The sequence below is a fragment of the Acinetobacter brisouisimilis genome (assembly GCF_000368265.1).
In the GTDB taxonomy this organism is placed as follows: domain Bacteria; phylum Pseudomonadota; class Gammaproteobacteria; order Pseudomonadales; family Moraxellaceae; genus Acinetobacter.
Genome location: NZ_KB851219.1, coordinates 1,400,096 through 1,420,302, shown reverse-complemented (window position 1 = coordinate 1,420,302; position 20,207 = coordinate 1,400,096). Strand labels below are relative to the sequence as shown.

18 protein-coding genes are annotated in these 20,207 nt (G+C 41.7%); 9 read left to right on the top strand and 9 right to left on the bottom strand.

Translation table 11 applies throughout. The annotated features are described in order from the left end of the window. Window positions 1-2: 2 nt before the first annotated feature. The gene (gene ppsA, locus F975_RS10450) at window positions 3-2,381 is read right to left on the bottom strand and encodes a phosphoenolpyruvate synthase (protein WP_004753057.1); all 2,379 of its coding nucleotides are present in this window, start codon (window positions 2,379-2,381) and stop codon (window positions 3-5) included. Window positions 2,382-2,535: 154 nt separating this feature from the next. Between ppsA and ppsR the strand changes: the two genes are divergently transcribed. After that, on the top strand, window positions 2,536-3,372 hold the full coding sequence (gene ppsR / locus F975_RS10445) for a posphoenolpyruvate synthetase regulatory kinase/phosphorylase PpsR (RefSeq protein WP_004753055.1): 837 nt from the start codon (window positions 2,536-2,538) through the stop codon (window positions 3,370-3,372). Window positions 3,373-3,446: 74 nt separating this feature from the next. Here ppsR and F975_RS10440 read toward each other — a convergent pair whose 3' ends face one another. Further along, window positions 3,447-4,700: a D-amino acid dehydrogenase gene (locus F975_RS10440; RefSeq protein ID WP_004753053.1), complete on the bottom strand. Its 1,254-nt coding sequence runs from the start codon at window positions 4,698-4,700 to the stop codon at window positions 3,447-3,449. Between the two features lie 142 nt (window positions 4,701-4,842). Here F975_RS10440 and F975_RS10435 point away from each other — a divergent pair, with 142 nt between their 5' ends. Then, the gene (locus F975_RS10435) at window positions 4,843-5,307 is read left to right on the top strand and encodes an Lrp/AsnC ligand binding domain-containing protein (RefSeq protein WP_004753052.1); all 465 of its coding nucleotides are present in this window, start codon (window positions 4,843-4,845) and stop codon (window positions 5,305-5,307) included. Window positions 5,308-5,705: 398 nt separating this feature from the next. After that, entirely contained in the window at window positions 5,706-6,086 is a 381-nt protein-coding gene (gene cybC / locus F975_RS10430; RefSeq protein WP_228127419.1) for a cytochrome b562, read from the top strand. A 61-nt stretch (window positions 6,087-6,147) separates the two neighbouring features. Here cybC and F975_RS10425 read toward each other — a convergent pair whose 3' ends face one another. From F975_RS10425 to F975_RS10415, 3 genes are all read right to left on the bottom strand, one after another. Beyond that, entirely contained in the window at window positions 6,148-6,846 is a 699-nt protein-coding gene (locus F975_RS10425; protein WP_004753047.1) for a YcbK family protein, read from the bottom strand. A gap of 101 nt (window positions 6,847-6,947) precedes the next feature. Continuing rightward, the gene (locus F975_RS10420) at window positions 6,948-7,943 is read right to left on the bottom strand and encodes an LLM class flavin-dependent oxidoreductase (RefSeq protein WP_004753045.1); all 996 of its coding nucleotides are present in this window, start codon (window positions 7,941-7,943) and stop codon (window positions 6,948-6,950) included. A gap of 68 nt (window positions 7,944-8,011) precedes the next feature. Next, window positions 8,012-8,479, bottom strand: coding sequence for a glycine zipper domain-containing protein (locus tag F975_RS10415; RefSeq protein ID WP_051064862.1), 468 nt, complete (start codon window positions 8,477-8,479; stop codon window positions 8,012-8,014). 316 nt (window positions 8,480-8,795) lie between these two features. Between F975_RS10415 and prfA the strand changes: the two genes are divergently transcribed. From prfA to F975_RS10390, 4 genes are all read left to right on the top strand, one after another. Further along, window positions 8,796-9,884, top strand: coding sequence for a peptide chain release factor 1 (gene prfA, locus F975_RS10410; RefSeq protein ID WP_004753040.1), 1,089 nt, complete (start codon window positions 8,796-8,798; stop codon window positions 9,882-9,884). Continuing rightward, entirely contained in the window at window positions 9,884-10,711 is an 828-nt protein-coding gene (prmC, locus tag F975_RS10405) for a peptide chain release factor N(5)-glutamine methyltransferase (RefSeq protein ID WP_004753038.1), read from the top strand. Before prfA ends, prmC begins: the two co-directional genes overlap by 1 nt. 271 nt (window positions 10,712-10,982) lie before the next feature. Then, window positions 10,983-12,302 carry an NCS2 family permease gene (locus F975_RS10395; protein ID WP_004753036.1) on the top strand — a complete coding sequence of 440 codons (1,320 nt, stop codon included), beginning with the start codon at window positions 10,983-10,985 and terminating at the stop codon, window positions 12,300-12,302. 62 nt (window positions 12,303-12,364) lie between these two features. After that, window positions 12,365-13,363 carry an adenosine deaminase gene (locus tag F975_RS10390; RefSeq protein ID WP_004753034.1) on the top strand — a complete coding sequence of 333 codons (999 nt, stop codon included), beginning with the start codon at window positions 12,365-12,367 and terminating at the stop codon, window positions 13,361-13,363. Window positions 13,364-13,398: 35 nt separating this feature from the next. Here the strand turns inward: F975_RS10390 and F975_RS10385 are convergent, their stop codons facing one another. Continuing rightward, window positions 13,399-13,956 (bottom strand): cytochrome b, encoded by a 558-nt coding sequence (locus F975_RS10385; protein ID WP_004753032.1) that lies wholly within the window; start codon window positions 13,954-13,956, stop codon window positions 13,399-13,401. A gap of 217 nt (window positions 13,957-14,173) precedes the next feature. Between F975_RS10385 and F975_RS10380 the strand changes: the two genes are divergently transcribed. Together F975_RS10380 and rnhB are read left to right on the top strand one after the other, a co-directional pair. Further along, entirely contained in the window at window positions 14,174-14,551 is a 378-nt protein-coding gene (locus tag F975_RS10380; RefSeq protein WP_004753029.1) for a hypothetical protein, read from the top strand. Between the two features lie 16 nt (window positions 14,552-14,567). After that, entirely contained in the window at window positions 14,568-15,140 is a 573-nt protein-coding gene (gene rnhB / locus F975_RS10375) for a ribonuclease HII (protein ID WP_004753027.1), read from the top strand. Window positions 15,141-15,221: 81 nt separating this feature from the next. On the opposite strand, the gene csrA is transcribed toward rnhB, so the two are convergent. The 3 genes from csrA to alaS all read right to left on the bottom strand — a co-directional run bounded on the left by csrA (window position 15,222) and on the right by alaS (window position 19,695). Beyond that, window positions 15,222-15,476: a carbon storage regulator CsrA gene (csrA, locus tag F975_RS10370; protein WP_004753025.1), complete on the bottom strand. Its 255-nt coding sequence runs from the start codon at window positions 15,474-15,476 to the stop codon at window positions 15,222-15,224. 241 nt (window positions 15,477-15,717) lie between these two features. Next, window positions 15,718-16,998 (bottom strand): aspartate kinase, encoded by a 1,281-nt coding sequence (locus F975_RS10365; protein WP_004753022.1) that lies wholly within the window; start codon window positions 16,996-16,998, stop codon window positions 15,718-15,720. Window positions 16,999-17,058: 60 nt separating this feature from the next. Beyond that, a complete protein-coding gene (alaS, locus tag F975_RS10360) occupies window positions 17,059-19,695 on the bottom strand; it encodes an alanine--tRNA ligase (RefSeq protein ID WP_004753019.1) in 2,637 nt (878 codons plus the stop codon). Window positions 19,696-20,207 lie beyond the last annotated feature (512 nt).

Below are 20,207 nucleotides of genomic sequence, written 5' to 3'. Positions count from 1 at the left end.
ACTTAAAGTTGTTTAATTTTTTCTTCGGCTAGGAAGAACCATGTATCAAGCACCGAGTCTGGGTTTAATGATACAGATTCAATGCCTTGCTCCATGAGCCATTTTGCAAGGTCAGGATGATCTGAAGGGCCTTGACCACAAATGCCGACATATTTGCCTGCTTTACGGCATGCATGGATTGCCATAGAAAGAAGTGCTTTCACAGCTGCATCACGTTCATCAAACAAATGCGATACGATACCAGAGTCACGGTCTAAACCAAGTGTTAACTGGGTCAAGTCATTTGAACCGATTGAGAAGCCGTCAAAGTGCTCTAGGAATTGTTCAGCCAATAATGCATTGGTTGGTAATTCACACATCATGATGACTTTAAGACCATTTTCGCCACGTTTTAAGCCATTTTGTGCAAGCAGTTCAATGACACGTTTCGCTTCAGCAACTGTACGTACGAATGGAATCATGATTTGGATGTTGGTTAGACCCATTTCATCACGTGCTTTTTTCAATGCACGGCATTCGAGTTCAAAGCAGTCACGGAAGTTTTCAGATACGTAACGGCTTGCACCACGGAAGCCCAACATTGGGTTTTCTTCTTCAGGTTCGTATAGTTTACCGCCAATCAAGTTTGCGTATTCGTTTGATTTGAAGTCAGACATACGCACAATTACTGGTTTGTCTGCAAAAGCAGCAGCAAGTGTTGTAATACCTTCAACCAGTTTCTCAACATAGAACTCAACAGGAGATGCATAACCTGCGGTACGAGTCATGACTGCTGCACGTGTTTCACGTGGTAGGCTGTCAATATTTAACAAAGCTTTTGGATGCACACCGATCATACGGTTAATGATGAACTCAAGACGCGCTAAGCCAATACCTTCATTTGGAATTTGAGCAAAGTCGAATGCGCGATCAGGGTTACCCACGTTCATCATGATTTTGAACGGAAGTTTTGGCATAGACTCGATTGAGTTACGTTGTACTTCAAAGTCTAAAGCGCCTTCGTAAATGAAACCTGTATCACCTTCAGCACAAGAAACAGTAACATCTTGCCCATCAGTTAATACTTCAGTTGCATTACCACAACCTACGATTGCAGGGACACCGAGTTCACGAGCAATAATGGCTGCATGACAAGTACGACCACCACGGTTTGTGATAATTGCAGCAGCACGCTTCATTACTGGTTCCCAGTCTGGGTCAGTCATGTCTGAAACAAGCACATCGCCATCTTGAACTTTGTCCATTTCTTTGATTGAAGAAACGATACGTACTTTACCAGAACCGATGCGTTGACCAATTGAACGGCCTTCAGCAAGAACAGTACCTTTTTGTTTAAGCAGGTAGCGTTCCATTGTGCCGACATTTTGGCGGCTTTTCACAGTTTCAGGACGTGCTTGAACAATGTAGATCTGTTCGTCATCACCATCTTTTGCCCATTCGATGTCCATTGGAGCACCATAATGTTGTTCGATGATAAGCGCTTGTTTAGCAAGTTCATGCAATTCATGGTCATTGAGCGCAAATTGTTGGCGATCTTGTTTTTCAACATCAACAATAACGACAGATTTACCAGCAGCGCCTTCTTCACCGTAAATCATTTTTTGGTGTTTAGCACCAAGGTTACGGCGAATGACTGCGTGCTTGCCATTATTTAATAATGGTTTAGACAAGTAAAATTCATCAGGGTTTACAGCCCCTTGTACAACCATTTCACCTAAGCCATAAGATGCAGTAATAAACACAACATCACGGAAGCCAGACTCTGTGTCAAGCGTGAACATAACGCCCGCAGCACCAGTTTCTGAGCGAACCATACGTTGGATGCCTGCAGAAAGTGCAACTAATTTGTGGTCGAAGCCTTGGTGTACGCGGTAAGCAATTGCACGGTCATTAAATAAAGAGGCAAACACTTCTTTAATTGCGACGAGGACATTTTCAATGCCGCGAATGTTTAAAAAAGTTTCTTGTTGACCCGCAAAAGATGCATCAGGAAGATCTTCTGCTGTTGCAGAAGAACGAACGGCAACCGCGATATCTGGGTTGCCGTTTGAAAGTGCTGTGAATGCTTCACGCACTTCTTTTTCTAATTCTTTTGTGAGTGGAGTTTCAACAATCCATTGGCGAATTTTTGCACCTGTGACTGCTAAAGCATTTACATCATCAACATTCAGTTGTTCAAGTTCAGCTTGAATTTTTGCATTAAGACCACTTTGCTCAAGAAATTCACGATAAGCGGCGGCTGTTGTTGCAAAACCACCAGGAACGGAGACTCCTGCATTAGAAAGATGGCTGATCATTTCCCCTAGAGATGAGTTTTTCCCACCAACAAGTTCAACGTCATGTTTCCCTAATTTTTCTAGACCTATTACGCGCGCTTCCAAAGTAGTTTCTCCACTTTTGCAAAATGTGATTTATTCGATCATGTCAAAAACACAAACACTTAGCTTTTTTGATGTTAACTAAGCGACAGTTCTGTAAGATGGGTTTACTATAAAGAATATACGCCACTAAGACAAATATTTGAGGAGATTTTTGATGCCTGAAGGTAAACAAATTAAAAGAACGGTATTTTTCATTTCTGATGGAACAGCAATTACCGCTGAAACCTTAGGGCATTCTTTACTGGCACAGTTTCCAAACGTCAATTTTGATATTCATATCATCCCGTATATCACGACAGAAGAAGCAGCCATGAAGGTGGTTGAAGAAATCAATAATTGCCAGCATGAAGAGGGTAAATTACCTCTAGTGTTTGATACTTTAGTTGATCGAAATGTGCGTGATATTATTAATACTGCCAATGCGGTCAATCTAGACGTGTTTGAAGGTTTGATTAGCAAGCTAGAGCAGGAGTTGGGGACACCACCGACCACATTAATTGGTCAAACTCATGCAGTCACAGATACTGAATACTATAAAGCGCGTATTGATGCAGTACATTTTGCATTAGACAATGATGACGGCGCACGTACCCGTCATTATGATAAAGCGGATATTATTCTGATTGGCGTTTCTCGTTCAGGAAAAACACCAACATCAATTTATCTCTCTTTGCAATTTGGTATTCGGGTGGCGAACTACCCACTGACTGAAGAAGACTTAGATGACAACCGTTTACCAACAGTACTGAAGCACCACAAAAATAAACTGTTTGGGTTGATGATTGATGCTGAGCGCCTTGTTGCGATTCGTACAGAACGTAAGGCAGGTAGTCGTTATGCCAGCTTTAATCAATGTCAGATGGAACTACGCGCTGTTGAAGGTATTTATATTTCCGAAGGGATTCCATATTTGGATGTCTCTGAAATGTCGATTGAAGAAATCTCAACCCGTATTTTACAAATGACAGGTCTTAAACGTCGTATTGGATAAAATTTTTGAATTAAAAAAAGAGCTGACCGAGGTCAGCTCTTTTAGTTGGGAGAGAGTGGGAGAGAGCAGGAAACTTAATGTCCGTAACGGCTAATTGCCAAACCTTCAGTACTAATTTCTGTTTTATTATTAAAAATAATGTCGCTGAGTAATTTTCCTGAACCACAAGACATGGTCCAGCCTAGCGTACCGTGACCTGTATTCAAGAATAGGTTTTTATATTTCGTTGCCCCAATGATTGGTGTACTGTCTGGTGTCATCGGGCGTAAGCCTGTCCAGAAAGTTGCTTGGGAAACATCACCACCTGGGAACAAGTCATTTACCACCATTTCCAAAGTCGCACGGCGATTTGGATTGAGGCGTAAATCGAAACCACCAAGTTCTGCCATACCGCCAACACGAATGCGGTTGTCAAAACGTGTCACTGCAATTTTGTAGGTTTCATCAAGGACGGTTGATTGTGGCGCCAGAGATTCATTTATAATCGGTACAGTGATTGAATAACCTTTTACAGGGTAAACAGGAACGTCTAGACCTAGTGGTGCAATAAAATCACGACTGTAACTACCAAATGCCAAAACGAACTGGTCAGCTTTCAGGATTTCATTACCAACTTTAACGCCTGTAATTTTATCGCCTTCCCAAACTAGAGATTCCACATTTTGGTTAAAGCGGAATTCAACACCTAAATCTTCAGCAATTTTGGCAAGACGATTGGTAAACAAGTAGCAATCGCCTGTTTCATCATTGGGTAAGCGTAAACCGCCAGTCAAATGGTCTTTAGCATGTGCCAAAGCAGGTTCAACACTCGACAATTGTTCTGCTGTCAGAAGTTGGTGAGGTACACCACATTCTTCAAGGACTTTAATGTCACGCTGTACTGCTTCAATTTGTGCCTGATTGCGGAACAATTGTAATGTGCCACCTGAACGGTTTTCATAGTTAATGCCTGTGTCTTTACGGAGTTCACGTAAACAGTCACGACTATATTCAGCCACACGTGTCATGCGTTCTTTGTTGATGGCATAACGCTCAGCATTACAGTTTGCCAGCATTTGTGACATCCATTTAAGTTGCCACAAAGTCCCATCTAAACGAATTGCCAATGGTGCATGGCGCTGGAACATCCATTTAATCGCTTTTAATGGAATACCAGGGGCTGCCCAAGGGGTTGAATATCCAGGAGAAATTTGTCCCGCGTTGCCGAAACTTGTTTCTTCAGCAGGGTTTGGCTGGCGGTCAAGCACAGTCACTTTTGCCCCTTGTTTTGCGAGATAATAAGCACTGGTTACTCCAATTACGCCACTGCCTAGGATGATGACATGCATCACAAACCCTCTGTGTAAATCCTTAGTTGATTTTGCTAGTATAGAGTTAGATAATCAGTTTTTTTCACTATTTTAAAGGCTAAAATATAGTGAATTTTATGAGTTTTTACTAAAAAATAGCGTCTAAGGAAGGAAAAAATCTATGCGTACATTAGACCGTACAGATCGTCTCATTTTGGATATTTTGCAAAGAGATGGGCGTATTGCCATCAGTGAGCTTGCAACACGGGTAAATTTATCAACAACGCCTTGTTCTGAGCGAGTCAAACGTCTTGAACGTGATGGCATCATTACAGGATATTATGCTCGCGTTAACCCTGCATTAGTAGACAAAAATTTGTTGGTTTTTCTTGAGATTAAGCTCTCGGCAAAGTCTGGAGATGTGTTTGATCGGGTGGCGCATGACTTGGCGCAGATTCCAGAAGTGTTGGAGTGTCATCTCATTTCAGGTGAGTTTGATTATCTGGTGAAAGCTCGCCTGAAAGAGATGAGTGCTTATCGACGTTTGCTTGGCGATTTATTGAAAAAGTTGCCTGCCTCGGCATCTTCGCATAGTTATGTGGTGATGGAAGAAGTGAAGGAAACTTTATATTTAGATGTGAGTTAAGTTAGCTGATTGCTTGAAATGCTGATCATTAACAGGAGTGTAGAACTCTGCGATGTTGCATGAATATCTAACTTTGGCATGTGAATGACAATCAAAGCCATTCTATGATTTTTACGGCTATTTATAAAATATGATTTAGTCATGTGGTTTTTCCAGCACTTAAAAAACCTGAGTGCACAGTAACAGGCAGTTTTTTATAATCGGCATGTTGTAGTATTTTAGGTGTAAAAAGGGTGTTGGTATTATGTTATAATGTAACTTGAATATAAGAACTTAACATTACATTAATTTACTTAAATTCAATGTGATAATAGAGCTTTATCTTCTATTTTATTGTGTGGTTGTGGCATGTTTGCCAAATCAATAAAACTTACCCAATATCCTGTAGGGACGTGATGATGAAAAAATTTGTAGCCGCTGGCGTTTTAGCAGTTTCGAGTATGTTGGCAAGCCAGTGGGGAATGGCAGCAACCTTAGAAGACGATATGCGTACTTTGGCAATTGGTTATAAAACATTTTCAGGTAGTGATAATGCTCAACAAGCAACTGCTGCTTTAACTAAAATGCGTGCTGCTGCGCTTGATTCAAAAAAACAGGCTCCTGCCAAAGTACAAAAAGATCCACAGCAGTTAAAAGCTTATTATGCAGGGGTTGATCAGTTGGTTGGTGAAATTGATAAAACCAATGCCTTGGTAAAAGCTGGAAAGTTGGCACAAGCAAAGCAAGAAGGTAAAAAATTACTGGATATTCGTGATACGAACCATAAGAAATTCCGTTAATTCAGTATCTAGCTAGACATAAAATATCCGTCAATTTGGCGGATATTTTTTTCTTGGCTGGTTAAAGAATGATTTCGCCGCATAAAGAACTATGCCATGTATGATCGGGTCCCCAAGTTCTAAAGCCTTGTGTATCGATATGAACTTGTCCTGTATTGTAAATACCTAGTCCCATACGCCAACTTTGACCTTGTTGCTGCCAAAATTTACAGAGCTTTAGTTTATCTGCCTGAATCTCAAGTTGCTCTTGCCCCGATGGTTGTGGAGAGCCTATTCGAAAATCAATTGCTGAATTAAGCAAATGGCTCGATGATTTGGCTCCGCCAGCACACAGGTTTAAGTATGGAGAACGATAACTTGATGTTACTTCAATATTATTCACGATTCCTTGATCATGCAGATATTTAAGCAGACGTAAAGTTGCTACAGCATTTCCCCAGACGGAAGGGTCTGGCACATCGTATTCATCATAATGACATTGTTGCCAATCACGGGCAGAACGAAACATTTCAAAGTCTGGTACAACAAATTCAACACGCTGTTGGGTGAGAAAGTTTTTATATGCTTGCACTTTAAATTGATGGCCGCTTTGCAAAAGCCATGCTTGATAGGATGCAGGTGGTAGAACGTTACCTTGAGGAGAGAATGTCGTGGGTTGAATAGGACCTGAAGATATTGTTTTTGAAATTGGAGGTGTCTGGGTGCAACCAATAAAACCACAAGAAATTGTTAGAAGTACACTAATCCGTTTCAACAACATGAACAACAACTCAAAAGAATTAATTTGTTATAGTATAACATTATAATAAGGTCACGATGTATTGTGACTTAACAAAAACATGGTGACCTGCCCGAGTTGGTTTATTTCATCTGCATGAGGTGCTGAAAATTATCGAGACGTTTTTGCATGTCGTAAATGTCACAGGTAAAAATAAATTCGTCTACAGCCAGTCGTTCGGCTAACTGTTGTAACCCGTCTTGTACGGTTTTCACTGAGCCAATTTGGGCAAGAGCATAGAAGTTTTTTACAGCCTCTAATTCGCTCGAAGACCATAAATTTTGCATGGATGATACAGGTGGCTTGAGTTTTAAACTTTGCCCGCGCAAGAGTGCCAAAATACGTTGATAAGCAGTTGTGGCTAGAAATTGCGCTTCTTCATCGGTTTCTGCCACAACTGTAGGAACGCCAATCGAGATGTAAGGTTTATCTAGATATTCTGAAGGTTGAAAATTCCCCCGATAAATCTTGATGGCTTCTTCTAAAAAGCGTGGCGCAAAATGTGAGGCGAAAGCGTAAGGTAAACCGAGCTGAGCTGCCAGCTGCGCACTAAATAAACTTGAACCTAGTAGTAAAACAGGGACATAGGTATTTTGCCCAGGCGTAGCAATAATCTGCTGGTTGGGACGTGGTTGTTTAAAATATTGCAGAATTTCTAAAACATCTTGTGGGAACTGATCTTCAGATGCTTGATTGCCGCGGCGTAACGCCCGCATGGTGATTGGATCTGTACCAGGTGCGCGCCCTAAACCTAACACGACGCGTTCAGGAAACAGTGTGGCTAGAGTCCCAAATTGTTCTGCAACGACTAAAGGGGCATGGTTAGGTAACATTACGCCACCTGAACCTAAAATCAGGTGTTTGGTATTTACAAGTAAATAGGTCAGTAAAACTGAAGTTGCAGAACTGGCAATCCCACTCATATTGTGATGCTCTGCCAATAGCATGCGATGATAGCCAAGTTGTTCGGCATGTTGTGCCAGTTGCAGAGTATGCGCTAAGGTCGCTTGAACGCTTTGACCTTCACGTATTGAAGCTAGTTCTAGAATCGAAAAGTGAATATCTCTGAGATTTGCCATAGCTAAAATGGAGTTATTATAATGGTTAAATCCTAATATACTCCATTTTAGAATGATTAAAATATCAATTAACGATAGTAGTCGTGATGATGGCGTTTGTGGTGATGGTGTTGTTGGCTATAGTAATAGTTACGATCAGCACGTCTTTCTTTGGCAATATTGTTACCTACTACTGAACCGCCTGCTGCACCAAGACCTGCGCCAACCAGACCACCTCTAGAACCTCCGATATTTTTACCTACGGAGTAACCAGCAGCACCACCTACTGCACCACCAATGGCAGCGGAAGTACGGTTATGACGGTCACTTGAAACCGCAGCACCTGCGCCTCCACCAATCGCTGAACCCACTAAAGCACCGCCGTTACCACCAACATGACGACCAACTGAAGTACCGACTACACTACCAAGTGCACTGGTAATTGCGACGTTTGCTGTGTCGCCTGCATGTGCAATACCTGACATTGCGGATGTTGCCAACGTGGCACTCATTAAGATCATTGCAAATTTTTTCATTGTTTCATTGCTCCATGTCATCAGACATTCTTGAATGCTGACAAAGGTAACAAGAGACTTCAGAGTAATCATGGAGAATTTCTCCAAGCTTGCAATGCTTTAGTTAATGTTTGTATGCTTTATATTAAAATAATTCATTAAATGATCAATTGTGCAGCGTGGATATCGCTCGGGCAGTTTTGTTGTTGTGTTAAGTGACTGCTGAATATTTCTTGTGGAGGACTGATCGAATTTCTGTATTAAAACGCTGAGGTTTATTTCTGGGAAGAATACGTTAAACTATGCGCAGTTCAAATTCTGCTAGTTTTAGCACTGTTATTATTGAGATATTTTTACAATGAAAGAATCGTTGCGTTTACGATTAGACCAGCTCTCTGACCGCCATGAAGAGTTAACCGCATTATTGGCGGATGCAGAAGTGATTTCTGATAATAAGCGGTTTCGCAAATTATCCCGTGAACACAGTGATTTGACAGAACTTACCGAGGTCTGGCAAAAGTATCGTCAGGCAGAAGAAGATATTGAAACTGCTGAAGCCATGCTCAGTGATCCTGATTTTAAGGATATGGCACAAGAAGAAATCAAAGACAATAAAGCCTTAATCGAACAGCTTGAAGCTGATTTGAATATTTTAATGATTCCGAAAGACCCGAACGATGCGAACTCCGCTTATTTGGAAATTCGTGCTGGAACGGGTGGTGATGAAGCTGCGATTTTCTCAGGCGATTTATTTCGTATGTATAGCAAATATGCAGAAACGCAAGGTTGGCGTATTGAAATCCTGTCAGAGAATGATGGCGAACATGGTGGCTATAAAGAGGTCATTTGTTTGGTTAATGGTGATGGCGTATATGGGCGCCTAAAATTTGAAAGTGGCGCGCACCGTGTGCAACGTGTACCAGCAACCGAATCACAAGGTCGTGTACATACCTCAGCATGTACTGTAGCAATTCTACCTGAAGTCGATGTTGATACGACTGTTGAAATTAACTCTGCCGATTTACGGATTGATACCTATCGCGCCTCAGGTGCAGGTGGTCAGCATATTAACAAAACAGACTCGGCAGTACGAATTACCCACATTCCGACAGGCGTTGTGGTGGAATGTCAGGACGAGCGTTCACAGCATAAAAATAAAGCCAAAGCCATGGCACTGTTGGTTTCGCGTCTGGAAAATGCTAAACGTGCAGCTCAAGAGTCAGCAACCTCTGAAATGCGCCGTGACTTGGTTGGTTCAGGCGATCGTTCAGAGCGTATTCGTACGTATAACTATCCACAAGGACGTATGACTGATCACCGCATTAACCTGACGTTATATAAGCTAGATGCGATTATGGAAGGTGATTTGACCGAGTTACTTGATAGCTTGCACCGTGAATATCAGGCAGATCAGTTAGCATCACTTGCACAGGAAAATGGCGGTTAATGAAAATTGCCGAAGCGCTGAATTTGCGAGGAGATCCTGACAGCTACGAGCGTCAGGAAGCCATGTGGCTGCTTGAACATATTGTGCAAGTCGGGGCACTAGAACTCAAATTTCGTTTAGAGCAAAGTTTGACTGAAGCACAAACCCAGCAATATTTGGCTGGGTTGCAACGTCTGGAACAGGGAGAACCTTTGGCTTATGTCACAGGTTCACAGCCATTTTGGACACTGGATTTGAAAGTCACTTCCGATACGCTTGTGCCGCGCCCTGACACTGAAATTTTGGTGGACACTGTGCTGAATCTGGAATTATCTGAGCAATGTTCGATGGTGGATTTAGGTACAGGCACAGGCGCAATTGCTTTGGCGCTTGCCAGTGAACGTCCGCGTTGGCAAGTGTTGGCAACAGACATCTATTTGCCGACGTTACAAGTTGCACAAGAAAATGCCCAGCGCCATCAGTTGCAACAAGTACGATTTGCATGTGGCGCATGGTTTGATGCGATTCCAGCCCAAAAATTTGACCTGATTGTGTCAAATCCGCCGTATATTGACCCAGAAGATGTCCATTTGCAGCAACTTGGTGCCGAACCACAGCGGGCTTTGATTGCTCAGCAGAAAGGTCTGGCGGACTTGAAAATTATTATTGATCAGGCCGTAAACTGGTTAAACCCACAAGGTTGGGTGGTGCTTGAACATGGTTATGATCAGGGTGTTGCGGTTCGAGGAATATTTTTGCAGGCAGGTTTTAGTCAGATTCGAACAGTACAAGATTATGGAAAAAATGATCGTGTAACCTTGGCGCAATGGGGCAATAAAAAGAACTGACAATATCGTCACAAAATATAACATTTTGCCGACTTATGTTATACTAAAGCATGATTTTTTGGCTGAACACTGACTGATTGCCAAAAATTAAAATGAGCTGCATCAAGAAATGCGGCTTTTTTAATTTCATTTTGCAATGGTTAAAGTGACTTACATGCATATATGGGTTGTCCATAAGCTTTGGCATACACTCAATATATGTTGTTTTACGCATTTTCGTGAATGCTGATGTGCGGCAGCGTGCAATCGGCATTTTTTTCAAGGGCTGTATATGGCGACTCCTCAATCTTCATCAGGTGTACTTGAACGTTTATTTAAGTTAAGTGAAAACAAGACAACGTTTAGAACCGAAGTGCTTGCAGGTGTAACTACATTTATCACCATGTGTTACATCATTATTGTTAATCCAATGATTCTTTCCACGACAGGAATGGATCATGGCGCTGTATTTGTAGCAACCTGTTTGGCTGCGGCAATTGGCTGTTTGGTGATGGGGCTGATTGCCAATTACCCAATTGCACTCGCACCAGGCATGGGACTGAATGCGTATTTTACTTATTCTGTATGTTTGGGGATGCATGTACATTGGCAAACGGCACTGGCTGCGGTGTTTATTTCAGGCTGTGTATTTGTTCTGATTAGCTTTTTGAAAGTCCGTGAAGCAATTGTTAATGCCATTCCAATGTCGCTCAAATTTGCAATCGGTGGCGGGATTGGTTTGTTTTTGGCACTGATCGCGTTAAAAAATGCAGGCATTATTGTTCATAATGACGCCACTTTAGTGGGTTTGGGTGATATTAAGCAGCCGACAGTTTTGTTGACCTTACTTGGCTTTTTGATGATTGTCGTGCTGCATCACTTCCGTGTACGCGGTGCGATTATTATTAGTATTTTGGCAATTACAGCGATCTCGACTGTAATGGGCTTAAACAAGTTCCAAGGTGTTGTGGGTGAAGTGCCATCACTAGCGCAAACCTTCTTGCAAATGGACTTTAAAGGTTTGTTTACTGCGAGCATGGTTGGGGTGATTTTTGTATTTTTCTTGGTCGATTTGTTTGACTCAACGGGCACATTGGTTGGGGTTGCACATCGTGCAGGACTATTGAAAGAAGGTAAATTACCGCGCCTGAAAAAAGCCCTGTTTGCTGACTCAAGCGCAATTATTGCGGGTGCTGCACTTGGGACATCTTCAACGACGCCTTATATTGAATCTGCATCGGGTGTTGCTGCAGGTGGACGTACAGGTTTAACAGCAGTTGTGGTTGCCATCCTGTTTTTGGGATGTTTGTTTTTCGCGCCACTGGCTCAATCGGTTCCTGGTTTTGCAACTGCACCAGCCTTGCTCTTTATTGGCGTATTGATGATTCAGGGTATCACTCATATTGAATGGGATGATATTACTGAGGCTGTTCCTGCATTCCTAACCTTGGTGTTTATGCCATTTTCCTACTCAATTGCTGATGGTATTGCCATGGGCTTTATTAGCTATGCCTTGATTAAACTGTTTACAGGTAAAGCGAGCAGCGTACCGTATATGGTGTGGATTGTGGCAGTGCTTTGGGTGATTAAGTTTATTGCCTTTGGTGGTTAGTTTTTTATTGAAAGTTGGGGTGTAAACTTAGTTTGCACCCTTTTTTGTTTTTAGGAGATAACATGAGTCAACTTGATCTCATTCGTGCTTTGCCAAAAGCAGAGCTGCATGTACATATTGAAGGTACGTTTGAGCCTGAGCTCATGTTTGCGATTGCAAAACGCAACCAAGTTATTATTCCTTATGAAACGATTGAGGACGTCAAGCAAGCCTATAATTTCCACAATCTGCAATCTTTTTTAGATATTTACTATGCAGGTGCCAACGTTCTGATTCATGAGCAGGATTTTTATGATCTGGCTTGGGCATATTTTGAAAAATGCCAACAGGACAATGTGGTACATACAGAAATGTTCTTTGACCCACAAACCCATACGGTGCGTGGCATTGCCTTTGAAACGGTACTCAATGGTTTAGTTCGTGCTTGTGAAGATGCCAAGGCTAAACTCGGCATTAGCTCAGAACTGATTATGTGCTTCTTGCGTCATTTAAGCGAAGCCGATGCGATTGAAACACTTGAGCAAGCCTTGCCATTTAAAGACAAAATTATTGGTGTTGGCCTAGATTCTAGTGAAGTTGGGCATCCACCAGAAAAATTTGAACGTGTTTTTGCCAAAGCCCGTGAAGCGGGGTTCCTGATTGTAGCGCATGCAGGCGAAGAGGGACCAGCGGAATACGTGTGGCAGGCACTAGATTTACTTAAAGTCAATCGTATCGACCACGGTGTGCGCTCAGAAGAAGATCCAGCACTTATGCAGCGTTTGGCACAAGAACGTATGCCTTTAACCGTTTGCCCGCTGAGCAACTTAAAGCTCTGTGTGGTGAAGGATATGCGCGAGCACAACATTCAGCGCTTACTTGAGCAAGGTTTATGTGTGACCGTGAATTCAGATGACCCAGCTTATTTTGGTGGTTATATGAATGACAACTTTATTGCAGTTGCAGAAGCTTTGGCTTTGAGTGAAGACGAATTGAAAAAATTGGCAATCAACTCATTTGAAGCATCTTTTTTGGAAGATGCTGAAAAAGAGAAATGGATTAACCAGATTCATGCACTATAAGCAAAATGAAAAGGAACGCAATTGCGTTCCTTTTTTTATGGTTTAGGTTGGCGAGTCATACTAAGCAAGACAGTATCTTTATCAACAAAATGATGTTTTAGTGCTGCAAGAATATGGCCAACTAACAATAAGCCCACTGCCCAAGATAGATAAATATGGATGGGTTTTACAATTGCCATAATTTCAGGATTGGTATCGAGTAATCGTGGAATATTAAACAAATACAGTACAGGTGCAGGATGTCCAGCAGTCCAGCTGAATAAACAACCTGTAATCGGTAGTGCCAGTAACATAAAATATAGCGCCAAATGCCCGAAGTGAGCCAATGTCTTCATGCCTGCTGACATGCTATCAGGAAGTTGTGGAGCAGGATGGGTATAGCGCCAGAAAATGCGAATCACCACTAAAAATAAAATCGTGGTTGCAATGTTTTTATGCAGGGTAATGACATCACCTTTAAATGCACCATCGGTTTCATAGCTGAGGAAGTTGCCACTATAAAAACCGATGATCCATGCACTAATAAAAATAAGAGCCATCAGCCAGTGTAAAAACTGAGCAGTACGCGTGTAATAAGCAGATTTTGTATTCATAAAGCTTTTTGATCAGAAGCAGTTTAATGATTTTGTATTATAAAAATCGAGCGTCTTGGCTTAAAATGCAATCTGCGTGACAGTGTTGTGTGAAATATAGAACAATCCTGCGATTGTGCTGTAATTTTATACACATAGCCGATGGGCACTAGAAAAATTACGGTGTTCTGGTTATTTGGGCAAAATATTTTGATTAACTGTAAGGTGTAAGTAGCAAATGAAAAAAACTTTTGGGGCACTCTGTGCAATCTTATCTAGTGGATGTGCAACAGATGGAACCCTAGCAACAGGTACAAATCAAGCAGCAGCACAACAGCTCGGTATGACTGCCATCAAAATTGCGATTAATGCTAAATGTACAACAGAGCTTGATAATCAACCAGCATGGAAAATGATGAGCCGTGCCATGACTACAGAACAGCAGCAAACTGTACAAACAAATATTTGTGGTTGTGTAAGTGACAAAGCTCCTGAAAATATTACAGCAGTTGATTTGGCGACCGCTGCGATTGATCCAGCCGCACGAGCAACCATTGTGAATAATGCAGTTACACGTACCTTGAATCAGTGTGTTGCTGAAGCCTTAAAACCTTAAATCAGGGTAGCAGCGCATGAAAATAGCAGGCGTAGATGAGGCAGGTCGTGGACCTTTAGTAGGTTCAGTCGTGGCTGCTGCGGTGATCTTGGATCCGAACAACCCGATTGATGGGTTAAATGATTCCAAGAAGCTGACAGAAAAGAAACGTGAAAAACTGTTTGTGGAAATTCAGGAAAAAGCTTTGGCATGGTCAATTGCTGAAGCAACGCATGAAGAAATTGATCAGTTAAATATTTTGCAAGCGACTTTTTTGGCAATGCGCCGAGCAGTTGCTGGGTTATCTATACAACCTGATAAAGTTTTGGTTGATGGTAACCAGATCCCGAAAGGTTTAACTATAGATTGCGAAGCAATAGTTGGGGGCGATGCAACTCACGCTGAAATTAGTGCTGCCAGTATTTTGGCAAAGGTCACACGTGATCGGCAAATGTTACTGCTTGATCAGGAATACCCACAATATGCATTTGCCAAACATAAAGGGTATCCAACGAAAGCGCATTTTGATGCAATCGCTGAATTTGGCGTTATTGAGCAGCATCGTCGCAGCTATAAGCCCGTGAAAAAGGCTTTGGGCTTATTAGAATAATTACTTAAAATATCAAAAGCGATCTCTTTGATCGCTTTTAATATTTTTTACAGAGCCTATAACGATATATATCATCTGTAATTATCGGTTAAATTTATTTTGATTAAATTCATCATCGTAAAATGACGGTTGATAATCTTGATCGATGTTTTGAAGGTGCTCGTGCATAGCGCGTTCATGTTGAATGCGTTGATAAATTTCTTCACGATGCACTGATACTTCTTTGGGAGCATTTACACCAATGCGAACTTGGTTGCCTTTAACACCAAGTACCGTCACACTGACTTGATCCCCAATCATTAAAGTTTCTCCGACACGACGAGTCAGAATCAGCATGTTTGTCTCCTTGCTAATCGCTAAACCTGCATTGCTGTTATGCAAAAATTAAACCACAATCTCAGAAAAAATATTTTAACAGCATGCGGTAACTACTAATAAGAAGCAGTATGATACCGTGATTGTTAAATATTTTCTAAATATTCTTTGCTAATATAACAGAGCCGCTCTAGTTTCCATAGAGCGGCTCTGCTTTTTTCTCACTCATCTTCCTAAAAACCTGAAGATAAGTGAATAAGCTTTAAGCACGTGCGCTGCTTTCGCCGTGTTCACGGTCTAAACCAAACGCGGTGTGCAGGCTGCGAACAGCAAGCTCTAAATAGTTTTCTTCAATTAATACTGAAATTTTGATTTCTGAAGTTGAAATCATCAAAATATTGATGTTTTCTTCTGCAAGTGCAGTAAACATTTTACTAGCAACACCTGCATGAGAGCGCATACCTACACCCACGATAGAGACTTTTACAATATTGTCGCGTGCAGTTACTTCACGTGCTTTAATTTCTTTTGCGATATTGTCCAAAATTGCTTTGGCTTTAGCAAAGTCAGTACGGTTTACAGTGAATGTAAAGTCGGTTGTACCATCTTCTTCAATATTTTGTACGATCATATCAACTTCGATGTTGGCAGCACCGATAGGCGATAGGATTTTTGAAGCGATGCCTGGTTCATCAGGCACACCTAAAATAGTCAATTTAGCTTCATCGCGGTTGAATGCGATACCAGAGATAATAGGCTGTTCCATAGTGTCTTCCGCTTCAGTTGTAATAAGTGTTCCTACGTTTTGTTTGAATTCATCATCAAATACGCCGTCATTATCATTGTCAAAACTTGACAATACACGCAGTGGCACTTGATATTTTCCTGCGAATTCAACTGAACGAATTTGTAAAACTTTTGAGCCTAAAGATGCCATTTCCAGCATTTCTTCAAAAGAGATACGATCAATTTTCTTGGCTTTTGGCGCAACACGTGGATCAGTTGTATATACACCATCGACATCTGTATAGATTTGGCATTCATCTGCACGTAGTGCAGCAGCAAGTGCAACACCTGTCGTATCTGAACCACCACGACCAAGTGTTGTTGTATTGCCAAGCGCATCCACACCTTGGAAGCCAGCAACCACAATGACACGACCAGCATCTAAATCAGCAGTCATCACGTCAGTTTCAATTGCTTCAATACGAGCTTTGGTAAAGGCACTGTCGGTCTTAATACCCACTTGACGACCTGTGTAGGATTTAGCTTCGACACCAATAGAATTGAGTGCCATCGCTAACATGGAAATAGTAACCTGTTCACCCGTAGATACCATTTGGTCAAGTTCACGAGGATCAGGTGTCTCGGTAATGGCTTTCGCGAGAGACAACAAGCGGTTGGTTTCACCACTCATTGCAGACACCACCACAACCACTTTGTGACCATGATCATGCCAGCGCTTCACGCGACGAGCTACATTTAAAATGCGCTCGGGTGTTCCCATTGAGGTACCACCATATTTTTGTACGATTAATGCCATAATTTTTCCATACAAGCCACGACCCTGTTTGAAACAGGGTCAGTTACACAAAAAGTGAGATTATTTTTGCTCAAGCCAAGCAGGGAGTGCTGCCATAACTTGATCAAACTTGTCATTGAGTGGTGCCCCGCCTTGTGCTAGATCTGGTTTCCCACCGCCTTTGCCACCAAGCTCTTGGCTTAAGTGCTTGATGATATCGCCTGCTTTCAAGGTTGCTGTGAATTCTTGCGCAACCGATGCAAGCAAGCTCACTTTATCAGCTTCTACACCAGCCAACACAATCACGGCATCATTGAATTTAGATTTGATACTATCGTGTAAATGACGCAATGATTTTGCGTCAACATTTTGAACGGTACTGATCAAAGTTTTTCGACCAGCAATCGTTTGCATTTGGTTGATCAGCTCACTTGCTTGGAAATTTGCAAGTTTTTGATTCAACTGATCAATCTGTTTTTGCAAACTAGATGCATGCTCAACAGTTGCCTGAACTTTCTCTAGAGTTTGGTCTTTTTGTGCTTTCAATAGACCATTGATTTGTTGAATAGTCGCATCCATTTTTTGCACTGCTTCAAGTGCTTTGGTGCCTGTAACTGCTTCAATACGGCGAACACCTGCTGCAACACCACCTTCAGAAGTGATTTTAAACAAGCCAATATCGCCAGTACGCTTAACGTGAATACCACCGCAAAGCTCAATCGAGAAGTTTTTCTCATCAATGATAGAACCCATTGATAATACGCGAACTTCATCACCATATTTTTCACCAAACAGCATCATTGCGCCTTTGGCTTTGGCAGATTCGATGTCTAAAACTTCAGTGCTAACAACAGTATTGGCAATCACTTCACGGTTCACCAGGCGCTCAACTTGCTGTAATTGCTCGAAGCTTACAGGTTGGTCGTTGGCAAAGTCGAAACGTAAAATATCAGAAGCAACCAAAGAGCCTTTTTGCTGAACGTGAGAGCCTAAAACTTGGCGTAGTGCAGCGTGAAGTAAATGTGTTGCAGAGTGGTTGCGTGCAGTGGCTTCGCGTAGATCTGCTTTTACCGTTGCTTCGACATTTTGAGCAGCTTTTAAACTACCCATAGTCACGATACCTTGATGAACAAATGCTGCGCCTGATTTTTTGGTGTCTTGAACTTCAAAAATACCAGTTTCGTTTTTGAAGATACCCGTATCACCAATCTGACCACCGCTTTCAGCATAGAAAGGTGTTTGGTTCAGTACAATCAGTGCTTCATCGCCTTCAACCACTTCGTCAACCTGTTCGCCATCTTTATAAATGGCAACAATTTGACCTTGACCTTGCGTTGCAGTGTAGCCGTCAAATTGAGTTTTGCTGTCGACTTTCACAATACTGTTATAGTCAACATTGAATTTGCCTGCATCACGTGCGCGTTGACGCTGTGCAGCCATTTCAGTTTCAAAACCAGCTTCATCAATCGTCAGTTCGCGTTCACGTGCGATGTCGGCAGTCAAGTCAGCAGGGAAGCCGTAAGTGTCATATAGTTTGAACACTACTTCACCAGGAATAACATTGCCTTTTAACTGGCTGAGTTCGCCTTCAAGTACTTTCAAACCTTGTTCAAGGGTTTTGGCAAACTGTTCTTCTTCTTTGATAAGCGCTGCTTCAATGCGTTCACGGTTTTCGATCAATTGTGGATAAGCTTCGCCCATCACATCAATTAAAGGTTGCAACATTTTGTAGAAGAAGGTACCTGTTGCGCCAAGTTTATTACCATGACGAATCGCACGACGGATAATGCGGCGCAGTACATAACCACGACCTTCATTGGATGGGTTGACACCATCAGCAATCAGGAAGCAGCAAGAACGTGCATGGTCAGCAACCACGCGTAAAGAAGGTTGACCTTGATCTTCAGTACCAACAATCTCAGCCGCAGCTTTAATCAGGTGCTTAAACAAGTCGATATCGTAGTTTGAGTTCACATGTTGTAAAACTGCAGAAATACGCTCTAAGCCCATACCTGTATCAACAGAAGGAGCAGGCAGCGCATGTAATACGCCATCCGCAGTACGGTTGAACTGCATGAAGACGTTGTTCCAGATTTCGATATAGCGGTCGCCATCTTCTTCGGCAGAGCCTGGTAAACCACCCCAGATATGATCGCCATGATCATAGAAAATTTCGGAACAAGGACCACAAGGACCTGTGTCACCCATTGCCCAGAAGTTGTCAGATGCGTATTTTTCGCCTTTATTGTCACCAATACGGATAATACGTTCAGCAGCTAGACCAACTTCTTTGTTCCAGATGTCATAAGCTTCATCATCAGTATGGTAAACAGTGACATAAAGATTATCTTTGTTTAAACCTAGCCATTCTGCTGAAGTTAAAAACTCCCACGCATAAGTAATGGCATCGCGTTTGAAGTAATCACCAAAAGAGAAGTTGCCCAACATTTCAAAAAAGGTATGGTGACGTGCGGTATAACCGACATTATCAAGGTCGTTATGCTTACCACCAGCACGTACACATTTTTGTGAAGTTGTCGCACGAACATAATCACGTTTTTCTAAACCTAGGAAGCAGTCCTTGAACTGGTTCATACCCGCATTGGTGAAAAGTAAAGTCGGGTCATTCGCGGGAACGAGAGAACTCGATGCAACACGTGTATGACCTTTAGTTTCAAAGAAATGTAAAAAGGCTTCACGAATTTCAGCGGACGTCATAAAACGTGTACTCACAACAAGTCACTCCATCTAATCATTTTGGCTAAACGCATTAAATCAAATCTTTTAAAATAGTAAAACCGATTAATACGAGGCTGATAATTTAAAAACGCCAAATTATAACGAAAAATCAGGGTATGACCAATGATTTTAGGCGTAAATCACGACAAATCTATGAAATAAGTCTATGTTTGATATATGCTTTCGGGAGATGAAATCTGTGGGTTTTCTTTAAATTTCAGCCATATAGCCAGAAACCTTGAAAACTGGTACAAGAAAGACGAAGCGCTGAACTTATTTTTTAATTAAGATTTTGATTTTAAAAATATTTAATAAATTGACCATTGTGGTATAAAAATATAAAAGTGCATTGTTTATATGGTCATTTTGAATTGTAAGATATTGAACAGAAAATTGGCTGCCTTGTTATTGTGATGTTGATTAAATTTCAAATTTGCATCTAGATTTCTTTCCTCAAAATATTGTTTAAAATTTAGCATTATTGGTTTAAA

What these genes read in the sequence shown, in the direction of transcription:
- ppsR (WP_004753055.1), top strand. Translation starts at nt 2,536, where the DNA reads ATGCCTGAAGGTAAACAAATTAAAAGAACGGTATTTTTCATTTCTGAT.
- F975_RS10440 (WP_004753053.1), bottom strand. Translation starts at nt 4,700, where the DNA reads ATGCATGTCATCATCCTAGGCAGTGGCGTAATTGGAGTAACCAGTGCT.
- F975_RS10435 (WP_004753052.1), top strand. Translation starts at nt 4,843, where the DNA reads ATGCGTACATTAGACCGTACAGATCGTCTCATTTTGGATATTTTGCAA.
- cybC (WP_228127419.1), top strand. Translation starts at nt 5,706, where the DNA reads ATGAAAAAATTTGTAGCCGCTGGCGTTTTAGCAGTTTCGAGTATGTTG.
- F975_RS10425 (WP_004753047.1), bottom strand. Translation starts at nt 6,846, where the DNA reads ATGTTGTTGAAACGGATTAGTGTACTTCTAACAATTTCTTGTGGTTTT.
- F975_RS10420 (WP_004753045.1), bottom strand. Translation starts at nt 7,943, where the DNA reads ATGGCAAATCTCAGAGATATTCACTTTTCGATTCTAGAACTAGCTTCA.
- F975_RS10415 (WP_051064862.1), bottom strand. Translation starts at nt 8,479, where the DNA reads ATGACATGGAGCAATGAAACAATGAAAAAATTTGCAATGATCTTAATG.
- prfA (WP_004753040.1), top strand. Translation starts at nt 8,796, where the DNA reads ATGAAAGAATCGTTGCGTTTACGATTAGACCAGCTCTCTGACCGCCAT.
- prmC (WP_004753038.1), top strand. Translation starts at nt 9,884, where the DNA reads ATGAAAATTGCCGAAGCGCTGAATTTGCGAGGAGATCCTGACAGCTAC.
- F975_RS10395 (WP_004753036.1), top strand. Translation starts at nt 10,983, where the DNA reads ATGGCGACTCCTCAATCTTCATCAGGTGTACTTGAACGTTTATTTAAG.
- F975_RS10390 (WP_004753034.1), top strand. Translation starts at nt 12,365, where the DNA reads ATGAGTCAACTTGATCTCATTCGTGCTTTGCCAAAAGCAGAGCTGCAT.
- F975_RS10385 (WP_004753032.1), bottom strand. Translation starts at nt 13,956, where the DNA reads ATGAATACAAAATCTGCTTATTACACGCGTACTGCTCAGTTTTTACAC.
- F975_RS10380 (WP_004753029.1), top strand. Translation starts at nt 14,174, where the DNA reads ATGAAAAAAACTTTTGGGGCACTCTGTGCAATCTTATCTAGTGGATGT.
- rnhB (WP_004753027.1), top strand. Translation starts at nt 14,568, where the DNA reads ATGAAAATAGCAGGCGTAGATGAGGCAGGTCGTGGACCTTTAGTAGGT.
- csrA (WP_004753025.1), bottom strand. Translation starts at nt 15,476, where the DNA reads ATGCTGATTCTGACTCGTCGTGTCGGAGAAACTTTAATGATTGGGGAT.
- F975_RS10365 (WP_004753022.1), bottom strand. Translation starts at nt 16,998, where the DNA reads ATGGCATTAATCGTACAAAAATATGGTGGTACCTCAATGGGAACACCC.
- alaS (WP_004753019.1), bottom strand. Translation starts at nt 19,695, where the DNA reads ATGACGTCCGCTGAAATTCGTGAAGCCTTTTTACATTTCTTTGAAACT.